The sequence below is a fragment of the Cellulosimicrobium sp. BMG9.22 genome (genome assembly GCF_059159975.1).
This window is the reverse complement of sequence record NZ_JBZGBY010000021.1, coordinates 18,895-36,215: the sequence shown is the minus strand read 5'-3', so window position 1 is coordinate 36,215 and position 17,321 is coordinate 18,895. Positions and strand designations below refer to the sequence as shown.

The following is a 17,321-nucleotide window of genomic DNA, read 5'->3' as shown; positions in this document are numbered from 1 at the left end:
CGCGAATCGACCTCTTCGCGCGAAACGCACGCACCGGTGCGAGTGCGACGTGTCGGTGGTTCGTCGTACGGTCTGGGGGACGCACGGCATTGCGCTTGCCAGGCCGGACGCGGTCGTGGTCGGGTAGGAGGCCGGTTCACCGACTGTCGGGAGGCAGCGCCGCATGATCGAGTTCCGATCGGTCACCAAGACGTACCCGGACGGCACGGTCGCGGTCGCGGACTTCGACCTCGTGATCCCGCCCCACCGCACGACCGTCCTCGTCGGGTCGTCGGGCAGCGGCAAGACGACGCTCCTTCGCATGATCAACCGCATGGTCGAGCCCACCTCGGGAACGATCGAGATCGACGGCAGCTCCATCCTCGACCGCGACCCGGTGCAGCTCCGCCGGAGCATCGGGTACGTCCTGCAGAACGGTGGGCTCCTGCCGCACCACAAGGTCGTCGACAACGTCGCGACGGTGCTCCGGCTCGAAGGCACGCCGAGGCGTCAGGCGCGGGACCGTGTTCTCGAGCTGCTCGACACGGTCGGCCTCGACCGGGCGCTCGCCGACCGCTACCCGAGCCAGCTCTCCGGTGGCCAGCAGCAACGCGTCGGCGTGGCGCGCGCGCTCGCCGCCGACCCGAACATCCTGCTCATGGACGAGCCGTTCGGCGCCGTCGACCCGATCGTGCGCGCCGAGCTCCAGACGGAGACGATCCGGCTGCAGCAGGAGCTCGAGAAGACGGTCGTGTTCGTCACGCACGACGTCGACGAGGCGTTCCTCCTCGGCGACCAGGTCGTGATCCTCGAGCAAGGCGCGCAGGTCGCCCAGATCGGGTCGCCGGGCGAGATCATCGAGAACCCGGCGAACGAGTTCGTCGCGAGCTTCATCGGTGCCGAGCGCGGCGCCCGCGCGCTGCACACCAAGCGCACGGACCACGGGACCGTGCTGGTCGACGCCGCGGGCCGCACCCAGGGGGTCCTGGTCGACGACCCCGTCGAGGGCGGCGCATGACCTGGGTACTCGACAACCTCGACCTCATCGGCCGGCTCACGGTCGAGCACCTGCGCCAGTGCGTGCTGCCGATCGTGCTCGGGCTCGTCGTGTCGATCCCGGCGGGCTGGCTCGCCTTCCGGTTCCGGCTCACGCGCGGGCTCGTGCTCACGCTCGTGGGCCTGCTCTACACGATCCCGTCGCTCGCGCTCTTCGCCCTGCTCCCCCCGCTCCTGGGCATCAGCTTCCTGTCCGAGGTGAACCTGGTCGTCGCCCTGACGATCTACGCCGTCGCGATCATGACGCGGTTCGTCGCCGATGCGCTCGCGTCGGTCGACCCGACGGTCCGCCAGGCCGCCCTCGCCGTCGGCTACGGCCCGTGGCGCCGCTTCTGGCAGGTCGACCTCCCCCTCGCGGGGCCGGTGGTCCTCGCCGGCCTGCGGGTCACGGCCGTGTCGACCATCTCGCTCGCCACCGTCGGCATCCTCATCGGCATCGACAACCTCGGCTACCTCTTCACGAACGGCTACCAGCGCCAGATCGTCGCGGAGATCCTCGCGGGCGTCGTCGCCGTGGTCGTCATCGCGCTGGTCGTCGACTGGCTGCTCGTGCTCGCCGGCCGGGTGCTGCTGCCCTGGACCCGGAAGGTGCGCGCATGAACCTCTTCTCCGACGCGATCGCGTGGATCTTCTCGCCGGACCGGCAGACCGGCGCTCTTCCCCTGTCCGAGGCGATCTGGACCCACCTGGCGTTCACGTTCGTCTCCGTGCTGATCGCCGCCGCGATCGCCGTCCCCGCCGGATGGCTCATCGGCCACACCGGCCGGGGCCGGGAGGTCGCGGTCGCCCTGTCCGGCGCCGCACGCGCCGTCCCGTCGTTCGGGCTGGTCCTCCTCCTCGTCCTGGTCTTCGGCGTCACCCACAAGGTCGCCGCGTCGACGACGGCGTTCGTCCTCCTCGCGATCCCGCCCATCCTCGCGGGTGCGTACGCCGGCATCGAGGCCGTGGAGCGGCGCGTGGTCGACGGCGCGAGGTCGGTGGGCATGACCTCCCGCCAGGTGCTCTTCCAGGCAGAGGTCCCGCTCGGCCTCCCGCTCCTCATCGGCGGCCTGCGCTCCGCGACGCTCCAGGTCGTCGCGACCGTCACGCTCGCGGGCTACGTCGGGAACTGGGGGCTCGGCTTCTACATCGTCCAGGGCATCCAGGTCCGCGACTTCTCGCAGATCCTCGGCGCCGCGCTCGTGATCGTCGTGCTGGCCGTCGTCCTCGACGCGCTGTTCGCGATCCTCCAGCGGATCGTCGTCCCGCGCGGGGTGACGGCCGGTCGCCCGCAGGAGGACGCACCGTCCCGACGGCGACGCCGTCGGGCACCCGAACCGACCACCGCCTGACCACGCGGCGACCACGGAACCGTACCGCCGCAGCACACCTCCGCCCCACCCCGAACCTCCCGGACCACGGGACGGCCCTCAGAAAGGCAGACACATGCGCACCACACGACGCACCGCCGCCCTCGTCGCCGCGGCGGCGACCGCCGTCCTGACGCTCAGCGCCTGCGGCGGCGGGTCCGACCCGCTCGACGAGGACACCACCACGTCCGACGGCGGCGCCTCCTCCGACACGATCGTCATCGGGTCGCAGGCCTACTACTCGAACGAGATCATCGCCGAGATCTACGCGCAGGCGCTCGAGGCCGAGGGCTTCACCGTCGAGCGGAACTTCTCGATCGGCCAGCGCGACGCCTACATGCCCGCGCTCGAGAGCGGCGAGGTCCACCTCTTCCCCGAGTACACGGGCAACCTCCTGCAGTTCTTCGACCCGGAGACCACGGCGACGTCCCCCGAGGACGTGTACGCCGCGCTCCAGGAAGCCCTGCCCGAGGGCCTCACGGTCCTGGAGCAGTCGACCGCGACGGACCAGGACTCCTACAACGTGACCGAGGCCTTCGCCACGGACAACGACCTCACGAGCCTCGCCGACCTCGCCGGCATGGACGTGCCGCTCACGGTCGGCGGCCCGGCCGAGCTCGAGCAGCGCCCGTACGGCCCGCAGGGGCTCAAGGACGTCTACGGCGTCGACGTGTCGTTCGTCGCCACCGGCGACACGACCGTCCAAGACCTCGTGGCCGGCACGGTGAACGTCGCGAACGTCTTCAGCGCCGACCCGCGCATCCAGACGGAGAACCTCGTCACCCTCGAGGACCCCGAGGGCATGTTCCTCGCCTCGAACGTCGTGCCGCTCGTGAACGCGGACATCGCCGACGAGATCGCGGACGTCATCAACCCGGTCAGCGCGGCCCTCACGCCCGAGGGTCTGGTCGCCCTCAACGTCGAGTCGACGGTCGACCAGCGCTCGCCCGAGGACATCGCCGCCGACTGGCTCGCGGAGAACGACCTCGCCTGACGCCGGAGCTCCGGCTCCGGTCGCGCGGGTCGTCCCGAGCGACCGGAGCCAGGAGAGCCGCGGCGCTCAGCCCTCCGTGGCGCGCTGTGCGCCGACCACTGCGGACGTGCCGAGGTCGCTCTTGGGCAGGGGGTTGCCCGTGGCGACGGCGTCCGACCAGGTGGCGGTGTCGGCGACCGCGGCGAAGTTCGAGGCGAGCAGCGTCAGCAGCGTGGTGTGCACCGTCTTCGCGTCCGCGAACCCGGCGTCGTTCGCGATGTTGATCGCCCCGGTCGCGTCCGAGAGCACCTCGGCGGCCAGGCCGTGCGTCTCGGCCTCGGCGGCAGAGGCGAGGATGCAGTTGTTGGTCATGTAGCCGACGAGGGTCACGGTGTCGACCTCGCGCTCGCGGAGCCAGTCGAGCAGGTCCGTCCCGGCGAAGACCGTGCCGTACTGCTTCACGACCGACTTCCACGCGTCCGTCCGGCGGCTCTCGACCTCGAGGTGCAGCCGGAAGCCGGGAGCGCCGGGGTCGAACACCGGAGCGCCCTCGCCCGCCGTGTGCTGGACCGCGGCGACCGGGATGCCTGCCGCAGCGGCGGCGTCGATCGCCGCAGCGATCCGGGGCAACGACTCGGTGTGCGGCGGGAACTGGATCTCGAGGGGCCCGCCGAAGTAGTCCTGCTGGACGTCGACGAGGACGAGGGCGCGGCGCGGTGCGGTCATGTCTGCGTGCTCCTGGGTTCGGGGGACGTCGCCTCCGGGGCGACTCGTCGATCCTTCCCCGACAGGGCCGCCCGCCGCCATTGGCACATGTGCATCGTTACGATGGATTCGTGCCAGATCCTGGATCGCCCCTGCGGATCGCCGTCTACGCCTTCGACGGCGTCACGATGTTCCACCTCTCCGTCCCGCAGATGGTCTTCGACGAGGTGTCGCGGCAAGGGCTCGCGTCCTGGGAGACGGTGCTCTTCTCCGACCGCGCCGGGTCGGTCCGCACGGCCGAGGGCTACCGGGTCGGCGGGGTACGGGGCCCCGCCGCCGCCACGGACGCCGACGTCGTCGTCATCCCGTCCTGGTTCGAGGACGGGCGGCCCGCCGGGACGGCGCTGCGGCGCACGCTCACCAGGGCGCACGCCCGGGGCGCGACCGTCGCGGGGCTGTGCCTCGGCGCGGTCGCCGTCGCCGACGCGGGCCTGCTGTCCGGCCGCGAGGCCGTGACGCACTGGCAGGCCGTCGACATGCTCGCGAGTCGCCACCCCGACGTCGCCCTCGACGCGTCCGTCCTCTACATCGACCACGGCGACGTGCTCACCTCCGCCGGGACCGCCTCGGCGATCGACGCGTGCCTGCACCTCGTCCGCCGCCGGCTCGGCGCGGCCGCGGCCAACCAGGTGGCGCGCCAGCTCGTGGTGGCGCCGCACCGCGAGGGCGGGCAGGCCCAGTTCATCGAGCGCCCGCTGCCCGCGCAGGGGTCCGACGACCCGGTCTCCCGCGTCGTCGCCTGGACGCTCCAGCACCTGGACGAGGACCTGACCGTCGACCGGCTCGCCGCGAGGGCGCACCTGAGCACGCGCACGTTCGTCCGCGCGTTCCGTGCCGCCACCGGCACGACTCCCGCGGCCTGGGTCCGCTCCCGCCGGCTCGACGAGGCGCGCCGGCTGCTCGAGTCGACGGACCTGCCGGTCGACAAGGTCGCCGCGACGTGCGGCTTCGGCAGCGCCGTGACGCTGCGGCAGGGCTTCGCCGCGGCGTTCGGCACGTCGCCCTCGGAGTACCGCCGCCGCTTCGACGCACGGGCGGCGTCGACCTGACACCGCGGGAGTCCCGCCGGCTCACCACGCCGCGGACCGCGTACGCAAGGTGGCCCTGCGACGCTCGGCCGCCCCGCCGTCGTCGGCCCTGGGCCGTCGGCCGTCAGCCGGCGACGCGTGCGGCGATCGCGTCGGCGAAGCGGTCGAGCGAGCCCGGGGCGAGCGCCAGGAAGAGCGAGGGCTCGGTGAGCTCGAGCTCGATGACGACGACGCCGCCGGCGTTGCCGGTGACGACGTCGACGCGTGCGTAGAGGAAGCTCGACACGTCCCCGCCGACCGAGCCGGCGGCGACGGCGAGCGCCCGACGCGCGACCTCGAGCTGCTCCTCGGTCGCCGTGAACGGGCTCATCTCCTCCTGCTGGTACAGCCCGCGCGTGGGCCGGTGCGGGCCGGTGAGCAGCGCGTTCTTGCGCACGGCGTGCGAGAGCTCGCCGTCGACGAACACGAGGCCGGTCTCCCCCGCGGTGTCGACGCTCGTGACGTAGGGCTGGACCATGACCTCGCGTCCGGACGCCAGGAGGTTCTTCGCGTGCTGGATCGCGAGCCCGCGCGAGTGCGCCTCACCCGCCTGGTAGCGCCCCGTGTCCTTCGCGCCCGCGCTCACGACGGGCTTGATGACGAAGTCGCCCTGGGCGGGCAGACGCGTGTGGATAGCGCGTGACGAGAGGTTGCGCTCCGGGTCGAGCCACAGCGTCGGGATGACGGGGATCCCGGCGGTCTCGAGCTCGCGCAGGTAGCCCTTGTCCGTGTTCCAGCGCAGGATCGGCTCGGCGTTGAGGATGCGCGGGACGCGTGCCGCCCACGCGACGAACTCGTCCCGGCGCGCCGAGTAGTCCCACGTGGAGCGCACCACGACGGCGTCGAACGCGGCCCAGTCCACGTCCGGGTCGTCCCAGACGGCGGGCTCGGCGGCGACGCCGCGGGCCGCGAGCGCACCCACGAGCGGCGCGTCGTCGGGGTCGAGGTTCGGCAGCACGGAGCAGGTCGCGAGGGCGACGCGCGGGGCGGTGTTCTCGGTCGTCACGCGACGAAGCCTAGGCGATGCCGGGCCTCAGAGCCCGTACTCCTCGAGGAACCGCAGCCAGACCTCGCTCACCGTCGGGTACGAGGGCACCGCGTGCCACAGGCGCCGCAGCGGGACCTCGCCGACGACCGCGATCGTCGCGGCGTGCAGCATCTCCGCGGCGTCCGGCCCGACGAACGTCGCACCCACGACGACCTCGCGCGCCGCGTCGACGACGAGCTGCGCAGTCCCGGCGTAGTCCTCGGCGCGCACGGAGGCGCCTGCGACGCCTCCCAGGTCGTACCGCACGACGCGCACGTCGATCCCCGCGTCTCGGGCGGAGGCCTCGGTGTGCCCGACCGCCGCGACCTCGGGCCGCGTGAAGACGACCTGCGGTGACGCGACGGCGTCGGCGCTCGCCGCGAAACGGGTCCACGGCTCGGGGGCGGCACCGACGGCGGGCGGCCGCGCGCCCGCGGTCGGGGCGTCCGGGGTGTCCGCGTCGCCGAAGCGCGCCGCGACGACGTCGCCCGCGACGCGGCCCTGGTACTTGCCCTGGTGGGTCGTCGCCACGCGCCCGGTCACGTCACCGCAGGCGTAGAGCCAGCCGGCTCCCCCGTCCTCGGCCGGCGTGTGCCCCTGGACCAGCATCGTGTCGTCGACGTCGAGCGAGCGGCCCGGCGCGAGCCCGACCGCGTCGACGCCCAGGTCCTGCGTGCGCGGCGCGCGCCCGGTCGCGACGAGCACGCGGGCCGCGGTCACGGGCGCCAGGTCCGGTCCGTCCGACGCGTCGTCGCCCGACGACGCACCACCCGACCCGTGCGAGCCCGCCGCTCCGAGCACGAGGCGTGCCCCGCCGTCGGGCAGGGCCTCGACGGACTCGGCAGCGACGCCGATCCGCACGTCCACGCCGAGCTCGCGCAGCGACGCGGCGACCGCCTCGCCGGCCCACGGCTCGGTCCGCCCGAGCAGGCCACCGCGCGAGAGCACGGTGACGCGCGACCCCAGGTCCGCGAAGGCGACCGCCATCTCCGTCGCGACGACGCCCCCGCCGACGATCGCGAGCGACTCGGGGACCTCCTCGACCGCGGTCGCCTCGCGGCTCGTCCACGGGTTCACGTCCGCAAGGCCGGGGACGTCGGGGAGGACCGGGACGCTGCCGCTCGCGACGATCACCGCGTGGCGTGCCTCGAGCCGGCGAGCACGCGGGAGGCCGTCAGGGTCGGCGTCGGACTCCTCGGCGACGACCTCGACGAGCCGCGGCCCGACGATCCGGCCGAGCCCGCGCACGAGCGTGATGCCCGCGCCCTCGAGCCACGAGACCTGGCCCGCGTCGTCCCAGTCGGAGACCATGGCGTCGCGACGCGCGAGGACCGCCGCCACGTCGAGGTCCTGGTCCACGGTGACCCCCGGGACGCCCTGCGCCTCCGCGCGGACGGCGCCGGGCCGCAGCAGCGTCTTGGAGGGCATGCACGCCCAGTACGAGCACTCGCCGCCCACGAGCTCGGCCTCCACGAGCGCGACGCTCAGACCGGTGCGTCCGGCGCGGTCGGCGGCGTTCTCGCCGACGGCACCACCGCCGATCACGATCACGTCGTAGGTCTCGGTCTCGGTCGTGGTGTCGCCCTGGGTGCTGGTCGTCATGGGCCCATCCTTGCCTCGACTCCCCTCGTCCGCGCGCCCGTGTCGCACCCGGGCCCGACACGTGCCGGTCCCCGGACCGGCGTCAGGCCACGCGCGCCTCGTCGAGGCGGGCGAGGACGTGGTCCACCGTCTCGGCGACCGTCCACCCGGAAGTGTCCAGGTGGAGGCCGCCGGGCGTCTCGCGTGCGGCGGCGGCGAACTCCTCCGGGGTCCAGTCCCCGTACCCCTGCTTGTGCCGGGCGGCGTCGCGCGCCGCGAGCGCCGCGGCGTCGGGCGTGAGCACGATGGCGTAGCACGGGCGGGTGCGCACGCGCGCCGTGAAGCGCTCGAGGTCGGGCCCGAGCAGGATGTCCTGGACGACCGCGGTGATCCCGGCGGCGGCGTAGGTGTCCGCCACCTGCGCCGCGAGCGCGTGCCGCAGGTCGATCTGGGCGCGCGCCTCGCGCGAGAGCGGCGGGTCCATCGACGCCTGCCCGCTCACGACGAACCGCCGGAACATGTCGCCACGCACGTGCGCGGCGAGCGGGAAGGAGCGCGCCAGGGCGTCCGCGACGGTCGACTTGCCCGCCGCCATGGCCCCGGTGACGACGATCACGGCGGCCGGCGGGACGGCGGCCGTGGGGGAACCGGTCGGGGACGTCTGCGAGCCTGAGGGCATGGCGCGACGGTACGTCGTGGGTCGCGCTGCGAGCGACGGATTTCGCGCTGCTCCGGACGTTGCGGCGCCCCTGGTCCGGAAGGGAGGACCAGGGGCGCCACGGGTGCGAGCCGGGACCGCCGGTCTAGTGGACGACGGCTTTCTCCGACCCGGCGCCCGTGAGGGAGCGCACCTCCATCTCGGCGAACTTCTCCGGGTGCGGCTTCTCTTTGCTGAGCAGCGTCCCGACGATGCCCAGCAGGAACGCGAGTGGGATGGAGACGATGCCCGGGTTGCTCAGCGGGAAGATCGCGAAGTCGACGTCGGTGTTCTTGATCATCGAAAGGCTCAAGCCCGTCACCGGGTCGACCTTGCCGGACACGACCGGCGAGAACGCGATGAGCACGACGCACGAGATGAGCCCGCCGTACATGCTCCACAGCGCCCCGGACGTGTTGAACCGCTTCCAGAACAGCGAGTAGAGGATGGTCGGCAGGTTGGCGCTCGCGGCGACGGCGAACGCGAGCGCGACGAGGAACGCGACGTTCTGCCCCTGGGCGAAGATGCCGCCGAGGATCGCGAGGATGCCGATGACGACGACGGTGATGCGCGCGACCTTGACCTCGCCGTCGGGCTTGACCTCGCCCTTCTTGATGACGTTGGCGTAGATGTCGTGCGCGAAGCTCGCCGCCGCGGTGATCGTCAGCCCCGCGACCACGGCGAGGATCGTCGCGAACGCGACGGCGGAGATGAAGCCGAGCAGGATCTCGCCGCCGAGGGCGAACGCGAGCAGCGGCGCGGCCGAGTTCACGCCGCCCGGTGCGGCGCTGATGACCTCCGGTCCGACCAGCGCTCCGGCGCCGTAGCCGAGGACGAGCGTGAACAGGTAGAAGATGCCGATGAGCCAGATCGCCCACACGACCGAGCGGCGGGCCTCCTTGGCCGAGGGCACCGTGTAGAAGCGCATGAGGACGTGCGGCAGGCCCGCTGTCCCGAGCACGAGCGCGAGCGCGAGCGAGAGGAAGTCGAGCTTCGTCGTCTCCGTGGCGCCGTACTGCTTGCCGGGCTCGATGAGCGCCTCGCCGCCCGGGCCGGCCTTGTCGATCGCGCCCTGGAGCAGGTCGGACAGGTTGAACCCGAACTTCGCGAGCACCCAGACCGTCATGACGGCCGCGCCCGCGATGAGCAGCACCGCCTTGATGATCTGCACCCACGTGGTGCCCTTCATGCCGCCGACGAGGACGTAGAGGATCATCAGCGCGCCCACGACCGCGACGACGAGACTCTGCCCGGCCGTCGTGTCGATACCGAGCAGGAGCGCCACGAGGCCGCCGGCGCCGGCCATCTGGGCGAGCAGGTAGAAGAACACGACGGCGAGCGTCGCGATCGCCGCCGCCATGCGCACGGGGCGTTGCTTGAGGCGGAACGACAGCACGTCGGCCATCGTGAACTTGCCGGTGTTGCGCAGGAGCTCGGCGACGAGCAGGAGCGCGACGAGCCACGCGACGAGGAAGCCGATCGAGTAGAGGAAGCCGTCGTAGCCGTTGATCGCGATGGCGCCGCAGATCCCCAGGAAGCTCGCGGCCGACAGGTAGTCGCCCGCGATCGCGGTGCCGTTCTGCGGACCGGTGAAGGACCGTCCGCCGGCGTAGTAGTCCGCCGCGGACTTGTTCTGCCGCGAGGCCCGCAGCACGATGACGAGCGTCACGGCGACGAACACGCCGAAGATCGCGATGTTGACGACCGGGTTGCCGATGTCGGTGGCCTCCGCGGCCAGGATGTGCGCGCTCACAGCTCGTCCTCCTCGATCTCCCGGCGCAGCGCGTCGGCCGCGGCGTCGAAGCGCCTGTTCGCCCAGCGGGCGTAGATCATGGTGATGGCGAACGTGGACACGAACTGCCCGAGGCCGAGCAGCAGCGCGACGGTGATGTTGCCCCAGACCCTGGTGCTCATGAAGTCGTGCGCGTAGTTCGCCAGCAGGACGTACAGGAAGTACCAGACGAGGAACAGCGCGGTCATCGGGAAGACGAAGTTGCGGAACCGTCTGCGCAGGTCCTGGAACTCCGGTGAGCGCTGGACTCGCTGGTAGTCGGTCTCCTCGGCAGGTCCCGTTCCGGGTACGGCCGATACGTCGGTCATGACGCCTCCGTTGGCTCATGGAGGGCTCTCGCGTGCGTGCGGCGCGACCGCACGCCACGCTGCGTGCCCGGGGCGACGTTTCACCCCCGGCACAATGTGCCGTAGATCACTTGTGTCCGCAAGGGCCGTCGACGGCGTGGCCGAGAGTCAGGCGCGGACGTACTCCAGGTCGGTGATGACGCGCCCGGCCACCTCGCCCTTGCGCTCGAACCCGGTCATCACCCTGCCCTCGAACCGCGGGGCGACACCTCCCGGCCCGTGGACGTTGCGCAGCCCCGGCGCCGCGTCGAGCACCTCGAGCATCTGGGCCGCGTACTCGGACCAGTCGGTGGCGAGGCGCAGGATCCCGCCGGGGCGGTCGCCGTCGTCCCCTTCGCCGGGGGCACGCAGCACGCGCTCGACGAGCGCCGCGAACGACGGCGTCACGAGCCTCCGCTTGTGGTGGCGCGACTTGTGCCACGGGTCGGGGAAGAACACCCAGAGCTCGTCGACGCTGCTCGCGGGCAGCGTCGTGGCGAGGAGCTCGGCGGCGTTCGCCTGGACGAGACGCAGGTTCGTCAGGTCGCGCTGGGACGCGCGCAGCACCGTCTGCGCGAGGCCGGGTGTGTACACCTCGACGGCGAGGAAGTCCGTCCGGCGTTCGCGCTCCGCCGCCGCCACGACGGCCTCGCCCTGCCCGGAGCCGATCTCGACGACGACGCGGGCGTCGCGCCCGAAGGTCGCCGCGACGTCGAGCACGTACGCCGGGTCGACCGACGTGCGCGCGACGTCGCGCGGCACGTCGACGACGTAGCGGTCGCGGTACGCGTCCCACGCCCGCTGCTGCCGGGTGCCGAGGCGCCCGCTGCGCCGCACGAACGACACGGGCTGCGTGCGGTACCGCGGAGGGTCGGCCGGCGTGGGAACGGCGTCGTCGAGGGTCGAAGGGGTGGGCTCGGGCACCGCACCAGGCTACGCGGCGCCTCGACGCAGTAGTGCCCAGGCACTGCTCCGGCGAGAGGTGAGAAGTGGCCCCCGGATCCGCCCCAGGATCCACGGGCCACTTCTCACTTCTCGTGCCGAGGCGGCGTCACATGCCGCACCGGGCGGTCACCGGCGGCCGCCGGTGGTTCAGCCGCACGAGACCGCGTCGTACGCGGCGTCGGCCTCGAAGGTCCGCCCGTCGCCGCTCGCGGTCACGTGCGCGGACCCGGCCGCGGCGTCCGCGGCACGCACCGCGAATGCCTGGTACGCCGAGGCACCCGGCTGCACGCCGGTGACGGTGCGCTCGCCGAACGGCGTGCTCAGCGTGACGTCGGCGGGAACCGTGTCGTCGTTCGTCGCCCGGACGGCCACGAACGCCTTGCCCGCCAGGCACTGCGCGCGGGCCGTCGTCGTCACGACGAGGCCGTCGGGCGCGGGCGCCGTCGTGAACGACCGCACCGGGGAGACCGCCCGGCCGCCGTCGCCGCTCGTCGCCGTGACCGACCAGGCGTAGCGCGTGCCCGGCTCGAGCCCGTCCCACGTCACGGTCGCGACCTCGCCCGACGGCACGGTCGCGGACCCGATCTCCTCGGCCTGCGCGAACAGCGACACGGCATCGGTCGCGAGCGTCGTGGTGCGGCTCGTGAGGTCGACGGGGACCGTGAAGTCGTCCTCACGGCCGTCGTAGCGCAGCTCGTCGTCGTACTCGGTGGCGCCGAAGTTCTCGAGCCACGGCGAGTAGGTGTCGACGATCATCTCGGACCGGTCGACGTCGAACTGGAGCAGGCGGAAGAAGCTCGCCCCGAGGCGCAGCCCCTGCTCCGGCGTGTAGCCGCCGATCTCGGTGAGCCCGGCCTCCTCGGCCGTGACCTCGTAGAACTGGTAGTCCGCGAGGAGCTCCACGACGCCGCTGCCCTCGGTGCCGACGTCCTGCCGGACGTTGATGCCCACGCCGTGCCGGTGGCCGGCCAGGACGAGGAACACGTTGGGGTTGGGCTCGACGACCTTGGCGTGCACGAGGCGGCCGTCGGGCGTCGAGATCGGCGAGCTGCGCCCGTCGGGCTGCGTGCTCGGCACGAGGTAGTCGTGCGTGAGGACGATCGCGTTGCGGTCGGCGAACTGCTCCACCACGCCGTCCGCCCACGCGGCCTCCTCGTCCGTCACCCCGTACGAGAGGTAGACGGCGACGAAGTCGAGCCCGCCGGCGGTGAACAGGTCGTAGTGGTTCTGGTTGTCGCCCTCGCGCCACGGTCCGCCGTAGGACGCGTCCTGCCAGTCGGCGGAGAGCGCCTCGTAGCGGCCTGGGCCGTAGAACTCGTTGAAGAGCGCCCCCGGGCCGTTGTCCTGACCCGTGAGGTTGTCGTGGTTGCCCGCGAGCACGCCGTTGGGGATGCCCGCGTCGTCGATGATCTTCTGCGCCGCCGAGGAGAACTCGTACTCCCCGCGGATCTGCGCGGCCATCGCGTCGTCCGCGGGGACGCGCGTGTAGTTCTCGTTGACGTCGCCCGTGTGGGCCATGTAGGCGATGCGCCGCTCCTCGGCGTTGTCCACGACCCACTGCGCGACGTCCGTGTAGGCCTTGCCCCACACGGCGCGCTCCTCGGGCGTCTCCTGCTCGACGGCGCCCTCCGACAGGTACTGCGTGTCGGTGAGGTGCACGAGCGAGAAGTCGTACGCGCCGGTCGGCGCGAAGTCGGTCTCCTCGCGCGAGCCGCCCGCACCGATGTCGTCGGTGAAGGGGTCGGTTCCCGTGACCAGGACGTGCACGGCGCCCTCGACCGCGTGCTCCTCGCCGAGCACCGCGCTGAGCTGCGTGGCGCCCTCGGCCGCGCCTCGCGCGGACGCGAGCGGCTCCCACGCGGAGCCGTCCCACACGTGGAGCGTCGCGAGGCGCTGCGGGTCGACGACGCCGTCCCAGCGCACGACCTGTCCCTCGACGTCGGCCTCGGCCGCGATCTCGAACCGCTGGAACGCGACGTCGCGCGTCGCCGGCGAGTCGAGCGTCGCGTCGTCGCCGGGCACGAGCGCGTCGACGGGTGCCGCCTGCTCGCCCTCGACGTGCAGCGTCGTCGGGACGCCCGTGGTCTCGCCCTGGGCCGCGACGACCGGCGAGGCGGTCTCCGCGCGCGAGAACGTCGCGGTCACGTCGCCCCCGCCCGGCACCGCGACGCGTGCGCCGAGCTCGACGGAGCCCTCGACGCCGGTCGTCCCGGCGGCAGGCGTGAGGTCGGTCGGGACGTCGGGGATACCGAGGCTCGTGAACGCCACCTCGTGCGTGCTCTCGTTGCCGAGCACGTCGGTCGCCGTGACGACGAGCGCGTGCTCGCCCGGCGCTAGCCCCGGGCCGACCGGGGAACCCGCCTCGAGAGCCTGCCCGGCGAGCATGACGTGCGGGCCGTCGAGGACGCCCGACGCGTCGTCGAGCTCGACCGCGAGGGTCGTCGCGACGTCGAGCACGTCGCCCGCGGCCGGGGTGCTCGAGGCGATCGCAGGACCGGTGTTGTCGGTCGTCACGGTGCGCAGGGCGGACGCGCCGGACGCCGTCGCGGAGGTGATGACGTGCTCGCCGTCGGCGAGCGTCGCGGTGTCGACGTCGGCGCGCAGGCCCGGCGCGGGCGCGTCGGCGGCCGGTGCGACGTCGAACGCGAGGTCGACCTCGCGCGGCTTCGTCGTGCTCGAGCCGCAGTTCCCGTCGCCCAGCGCGTACGACGGCGCGAGGCCGACCGGGGTCGCCGTGGCGTGGCTCGGCTCCAGGCCGATGCCCGAGATCTCGAAGTCGTCCCGGTTGTCGCCGCACGAGCCGGGGTACGTCCCGGTGACGAACCGCACGGTGTTGCGGCCGGGCACGAGGTAGGCGTTCGGCAGGTCGAGCCGCACGGTCTCGCTCACGTAGTCGCGGTCGACGAGGTCGATGCGCTGGTCGTTGACGAGCAGGTGGTTGACGTAGCGCGCCTCGATCGAGTTCGAGCCCACGGTGAAGACGAAGGTCGAGGACCCGGCACCGAGTGTCGTGGTGGTGGCCAGCGGCGCGCCGTCGATCTCGATGCCCGACGGCGCCTCGCCGCCCTCGGGCGGCGTCGCGAGGACGGTCTGCGGGCCGTTGAGCAGCGCACCGTCGGCGGGGGCGATCGCGGGCGCGCCCGGCGCCGAGTTGTTCACCGTGACGGCGTTCGACGCGGTCAGGCCGGCCGCGGTCGTCGCGCTGAGGGTGTGCGCGCCGTTCTCGAGGGTCGTGGTGTCGAGCTCGGCGGTCAGGCCCGTCGTGGCGGCGGGGTCCTGCGCGAGGTCGAACGACAGGCTGGCGCTCTGGATGCGCCCCGTGTTCGTGCCGCACGAGCCGTCGCCGAACGAGTACGAGAAGCTGTTCGCCGCGCCGTCGGCCACCTCGCCCAGCAGCTCCAGCGAGACCTCGGTGAGGTCGAAGTCGTCGTAGTTCGTGCCGCACGACGTCGCGATCGTCCCGACGACGAACCGCACGTCGTTCGTGCCCTGCACGAGCCAGTCCGCGGGGACGTCGAGCGCCACGCGCTCGGAGACCATGTCGCGGTCGAGGTCGATCCGCTCGCCGTTGACGAGCACGTGGCTGCCGTAGCGCGCCTCGATCGAGTTGCTGCCGACGTCGAAGAGGAGCCGCGCGGTCGCGGGCGTCGGGCTCGCGGCGAGCGGGCTGCCGTCGACCGCGAGCTCGGCGATCGCGTCGCCGGACAGGACCGGCTGCGCCGTGACCGTGACCGTGCCGTCGACGTACGTCCCGTTCGTCGGGTGGAGCATCGGCGTGCCGCTCGGCTCCTCGAGGCCCTGGCTCGTCGTCGCGGTGCCGGCCGCGAGGCCGGGCAGGGGGCCCTCGACCGCCGCTGACGCAGCCGGGACGACCACCCCCGCGACCAGTCCGGCAGCGAGCGCGGCGGCGAGCGTGCGCCGTCTTCTTCGGTTCCGGGGCGTGTGCACGATGGCGTCCATCGGCGTGTCCTTTCGTCGTCGACAGGGCGAGGGCGAGGGCGCGCCGGTGACGTCCACGAACCGTCTTCCGGGGCGACCGCACCCGTACCGGACCATTCCGGGCACAGGTGAACTGTCGGGCGAGTCGCCGCGAACGGGAGCCGAACGCCCGGCGACGTTCCGGTGCGCCGGGGACGACGAAGGCCGCCCACCCCGGAGGTTGGACGGCCTGGTCACGAAGGGTGCGCCATCAGGGACTCGAACCCCGAACCCGCTGATTAAGAGTCAGCTGCTCTGCCAATTGAGCTAATGGCGCGCGAGAGAAAACACTAGCAGCCGCCTGGGCACCGGGAAAATCCGTACCGCCGGTGCCGCTGTGACGTCCGCGACAGCGCCGCCGAGGTGCCGTCGAGGGACGTCGCGGACCCTGCCGTCACAGATAGAGACCGGTCGGCCCGCTCTCCTCGACCGCCTGCGAGACGGCGTGCACGTCCCGCTCACGCAGGAGCACGAGGTCCTTGCCGCCGAGCTCGACCTCCGCCCGCTCGTCCGGGTCGAACAGCACGCGGTCGCCGACGGCGACCTGGCGCACGTGCTCACCTGCGGCGACGACCACGGCCCAGGCGAGCCGCTTGGGGCCGACCGCCGTCGCCGGGATGACGAGTCCCGCCGAGCTCTGGCGCTCGCTCGCGTCGACCTCCGGGTCGACGAGCAGGCGGTCGTGGAGCATCCGGACGGGCAGGTCGCGCGCGCCGGTCCGGGCCGCCCGAGGCGCTGCGGGCCCGGCGGAGGCGGGGGACGGTGCGGTCGAGGGGGCGGACGTCGTCTTGCTCACAGCCACCACGCTACCCGCGTCGCGAACCCTCACCTACCCTCGGAACGACACCCGGCCGGACCGAAGGAGATCCATGTCCACGCGCCTCACCGTCGGCGACACCGCTCCCGACTTCACCCTGCCCGCCGCCGACGGCAGCACCGTCACGCTCTCCGACCTGCGCGGCAAGCACGTCGTCGTCTACTTCTACCCCGCGGCCGGGACCCCCGGCTGCACGACCGAGGCGTGCGACTTCCGCGACAGCCTGGCGTCGCTCCAGGGCGCGGGGTACACGGTGGTGGGCGTCTCCCCCGACCCCGTCGACAAGATCGCGGCGTTCGTCGAGGCCGAGCACCTCACGTTCCCGCTCGTCTCGGACGAGGACCGCTCGACCCTCGAGGCGTACGGCGCCTGGGGCGAGAAGAAGCTGTACGGCAAGACCGTCGTCGGCGTCATCCGCTCGACGGTCGTCGTCGATCCCGACGGCACGGTCGAGCTCGCGCAGTACAACGTCAAGGCGACGGGCCACGTCGCCAAGCTGCGCCGGGACCTGGGCATCGACCCGAAGTAGACGCTCCCCGAACGATGCACCTGCGGCCGGGAGCTGCACTCCGACGTGCAGCTCCCGGCCGCAGGTGCCTCGTTCGCCCCCGTAGACTGACCTCCGCGCGCGAGTGGCGTAACTGGCAGCCGCGCCAGGTTTAGGTCCTGGTGTCCTCGGACGTGCGGGTTCGAGTCCCGCCTCGCGCACCATAGACGGCCTACTGCAAACATCACGGGCAAGTACGCCCGCCAGCAGGTCGTCTACGGTAGACAGCGCGGAGCCACCCTTCGGGGTGGCTCGCTTCGTTTGGGGGCGTGGCGCACGAACGCGCGTCGAGCCGCAGCTTGCCCATTCCCGCCTGCCGCGTGCGCCTGGAAGCCGTCTTGCGCTGCAAGGAGCGCGGCCAGAGGCTCGCGGACTTCATGGCGCGTCACCTCGTCGTTGTCCACGTAGACCGCCTTGAAGAC

15 protein-coding genes and 2 tRNA genes are annotated in these 17,321 nt (G+C 72.7%); 7 read left to right on the top strand and 10 right to left on the bottom strand.

Going from position 1 to position 17,321, the window contains the following annotated elements; translation table 11 throughout:
* The first annotated feature begins 163 nt into the window (after positions 1-163).
* The 4 genes from AC4H2H_RS14140 to AC4H2H_RS14125 all read left to right on the top strand — a co-directional run bounded on the left by AC4H2H_RS14140 (position 164) and on the right by AC4H2H_RS14125 (position 3,378).
* Positions 164-997, top strand: coding sequence for an ABC transporter ATP-binding protein (locus AC4H2H_RS14140; protein ID WP_494371449.1), 834 nt, complete (start codon positions 164-166; stop codon positions 995-997).
* Positions 994-1,635, top strand: a complete 642-nt coding sequence (locus AC4H2H_RS14135; protein WP_494371448.1) for an ABC transporter permease — start codon at positions 994-996, stop codon at positions 1,633-1,635. The genes AC4H2H_RS14140 and AC4H2H_RS14135 overlap by 4 nt, the downstream gene beginning before the upstream one ends.
* A complete protein-coding gene (locus AC4H2H_RS14130) occupies positions 1,632-2,366 on the top strand; it encodes an ABC transporter permease (RefSeq protein WP_494371447.1) in 735 nt (244 codons plus the stop codon). The genes AC4H2H_RS14135 and AC4H2H_RS14130 overlap by 4 nt, the downstream gene beginning before the upstream one ends.
* Before the next feature lie 94 nt (positions 2,367-2,460).
* Complete coding sequence (locus AC4H2H_RS14125; RefSeq protein WP_494371446.1) at positions 2,461-3,378, top strand: ABC transporter substrate-binding protein; 918 nt, start codon at positions 2,461-2,463, stop codon at positions 3,376-3,378.
* A gap of 66 nt (positions 3,379-3,444) precedes the next feature.
* On the opposite strand, the gene AC4H2H_RS14120 is transcribed toward AC4H2H_RS14125, so the two are convergent.
* On the bottom strand, positions 3,445-4,083 hold the full coding sequence (locus AC4H2H_RS14120) for an isochorismatase family protein (RefSeq protein ID WP_494371445.1): 639 nt from the start codon (positions 4,081-4,083) through the stop codon (positions 3,445-3,447).
* Positions 4,084-4,193: 110 nt separating this feature from the next.
* On the opposite strand from AC4H2H_RS14120, the gene AC4H2H_RS14115 reads away from it, so the two are divergent.
* Complete coding sequence (locus AC4H2H_RS14115) at positions 4,194-5,171, top strand: GlxA family transcriptional regulator (RefSeq protein ID WP_494371444.1); 978 nt, start codon at positions 4,194-4,196, stop codon at positions 5,169-5,171.
* Positions 5,172-5,274: 103 nt separating this feature from the next.
* On the opposite strand, the gene AC4H2H_RS14110 is transcribed toward AC4H2H_RS14115, so the two are convergent.
* The 9 genes from AC4H2H_RS14110 to AC4H2H_RS14070 form a co-directional block, all read right to left on the bottom strand.
* Positions 5,275-6,195 (bottom strand): ATP-grasp domain-containing protein, encoded by a 921-nt coding sequence (locus AC4H2H_RS14110; RefSeq protein ID WP_494371443.1) that lies wholly within the window; start codon positions 6,193-6,195, stop codon positions 5,275-5,277.
* A 27-nt stretch (positions 6,196-6,222) separates the two neighbouring features.
* Positions 6,223-7,818: a dihydrolipoyl dehydrogenase family protein gene (locus AC4H2H_RS14105; RefSeq protein ID WP_494371442.1), complete on the bottom strand. Its 1,596-nt coding sequence runs from the start codon at positions 7,816-7,818 to the stop codon at positions 6,223-6,225.
* Between the two features lie 82 nt (positions 7,819-7,900).
* Positions 7,901-8,476: an AAA family ATPase gene (locus AC4H2H_RS14100; RefSeq protein ID WP_494371441.1), complete on the bottom strand. Its 576-nt coding sequence runs from the start codon at positions 8,474-8,476 to the stop codon at positions 7,901-7,903.
* A 124-nt stretch (positions 8,477-8,600) separates the two neighbouring features.
* Positions 8,601-10,247: a monocarboxylic acid transporter gene (locus AC4H2H_RS14095; protein ID WP_494371440.1), complete on the bottom strand. Its 1,647-nt coding sequence runs from the start codon at positions 10,245-10,247 to the stop codon at positions 8,601-8,603.
* Positions 10,244-10,594: a DUF485 domain-containing protein gene (locus AC4H2H_RS14090; protein WP_494371439.1), complete on the bottom strand. Its 351-nt coding sequence runs from the start codon at positions 10,592-10,594 to the stop codon at positions 10,244-10,246. Before AC4H2H_RS14090 ends, AC4H2H_RS14095 begins: the two co-directional genes overlap by 4 nt.
* A 147-nt stretch (positions 10,595-10,741) precedes the next feature.
* Positions 10,742-11,536, bottom strand: a complete 795-nt coding sequence (gene trmB, locus AC4H2H_RS14085) for a tRNA (guanosine(46)-N7)-methyltransferase TrmB (RefSeq protein WP_494371438.1) — start codon at positions 11,534-11,536, stop codon at positions 10,742-10,744.
* Positions 11,537-11,704: 168 nt separating this feature from the next.
* Complete coding sequence (locus AC4H2H_RS14080) at positions 11,705-15,517, bottom strand: hypothetical protein (RefSeq protein WP_494371437.1); 3,813 nt, start codon at positions 15,515-15,517, stop codon at positions 11,705-11,707.
* Between the two features lie 222 nt (positions 15,518-15,739).
* A tRNA-Lys gene (locus AC4H2H_RS14075) sits at positions 15,740-15,812 on the bottom strand.
* Positions 15,813-15,929: 117 nt separating this feature from the next.
* On the bottom strand, positions 15,930-16,226 hold the full coding sequence (locus AC4H2H_RS14070; protein WP_494371487.1) for a GroES family chaperonin: 297 nt from the start codon (positions 16,224-16,226) through the stop codon (positions 15,930-15,932).
* A gap of 178 nt (positions 16,227-16,404) precedes the next feature.
* Here AC4H2H_RS14070 and bcp point away from each other — a divergent pair, with 178 nt between their 5' ends.
* Positions 16,405-16,881, top strand: a complete 477-nt coding sequence (bcp, locus tag AC4H2H_RS14065) for a thioredoxin-dependent thiol peroxidase (protein WP_494371436.1) — start codon at positions 16,405-16,407, stop codon at positions 16,879-16,881.
* A 97-nt stretch (positions 16,882-16,978) separates the two neighbouring features.
* Positions 16,979-17,063 (top strand) — tRNA-Leu (locus AC4H2H_RS14060).
* Positions 17,064-17,321 lie beyond the last annotated feature (258 nt).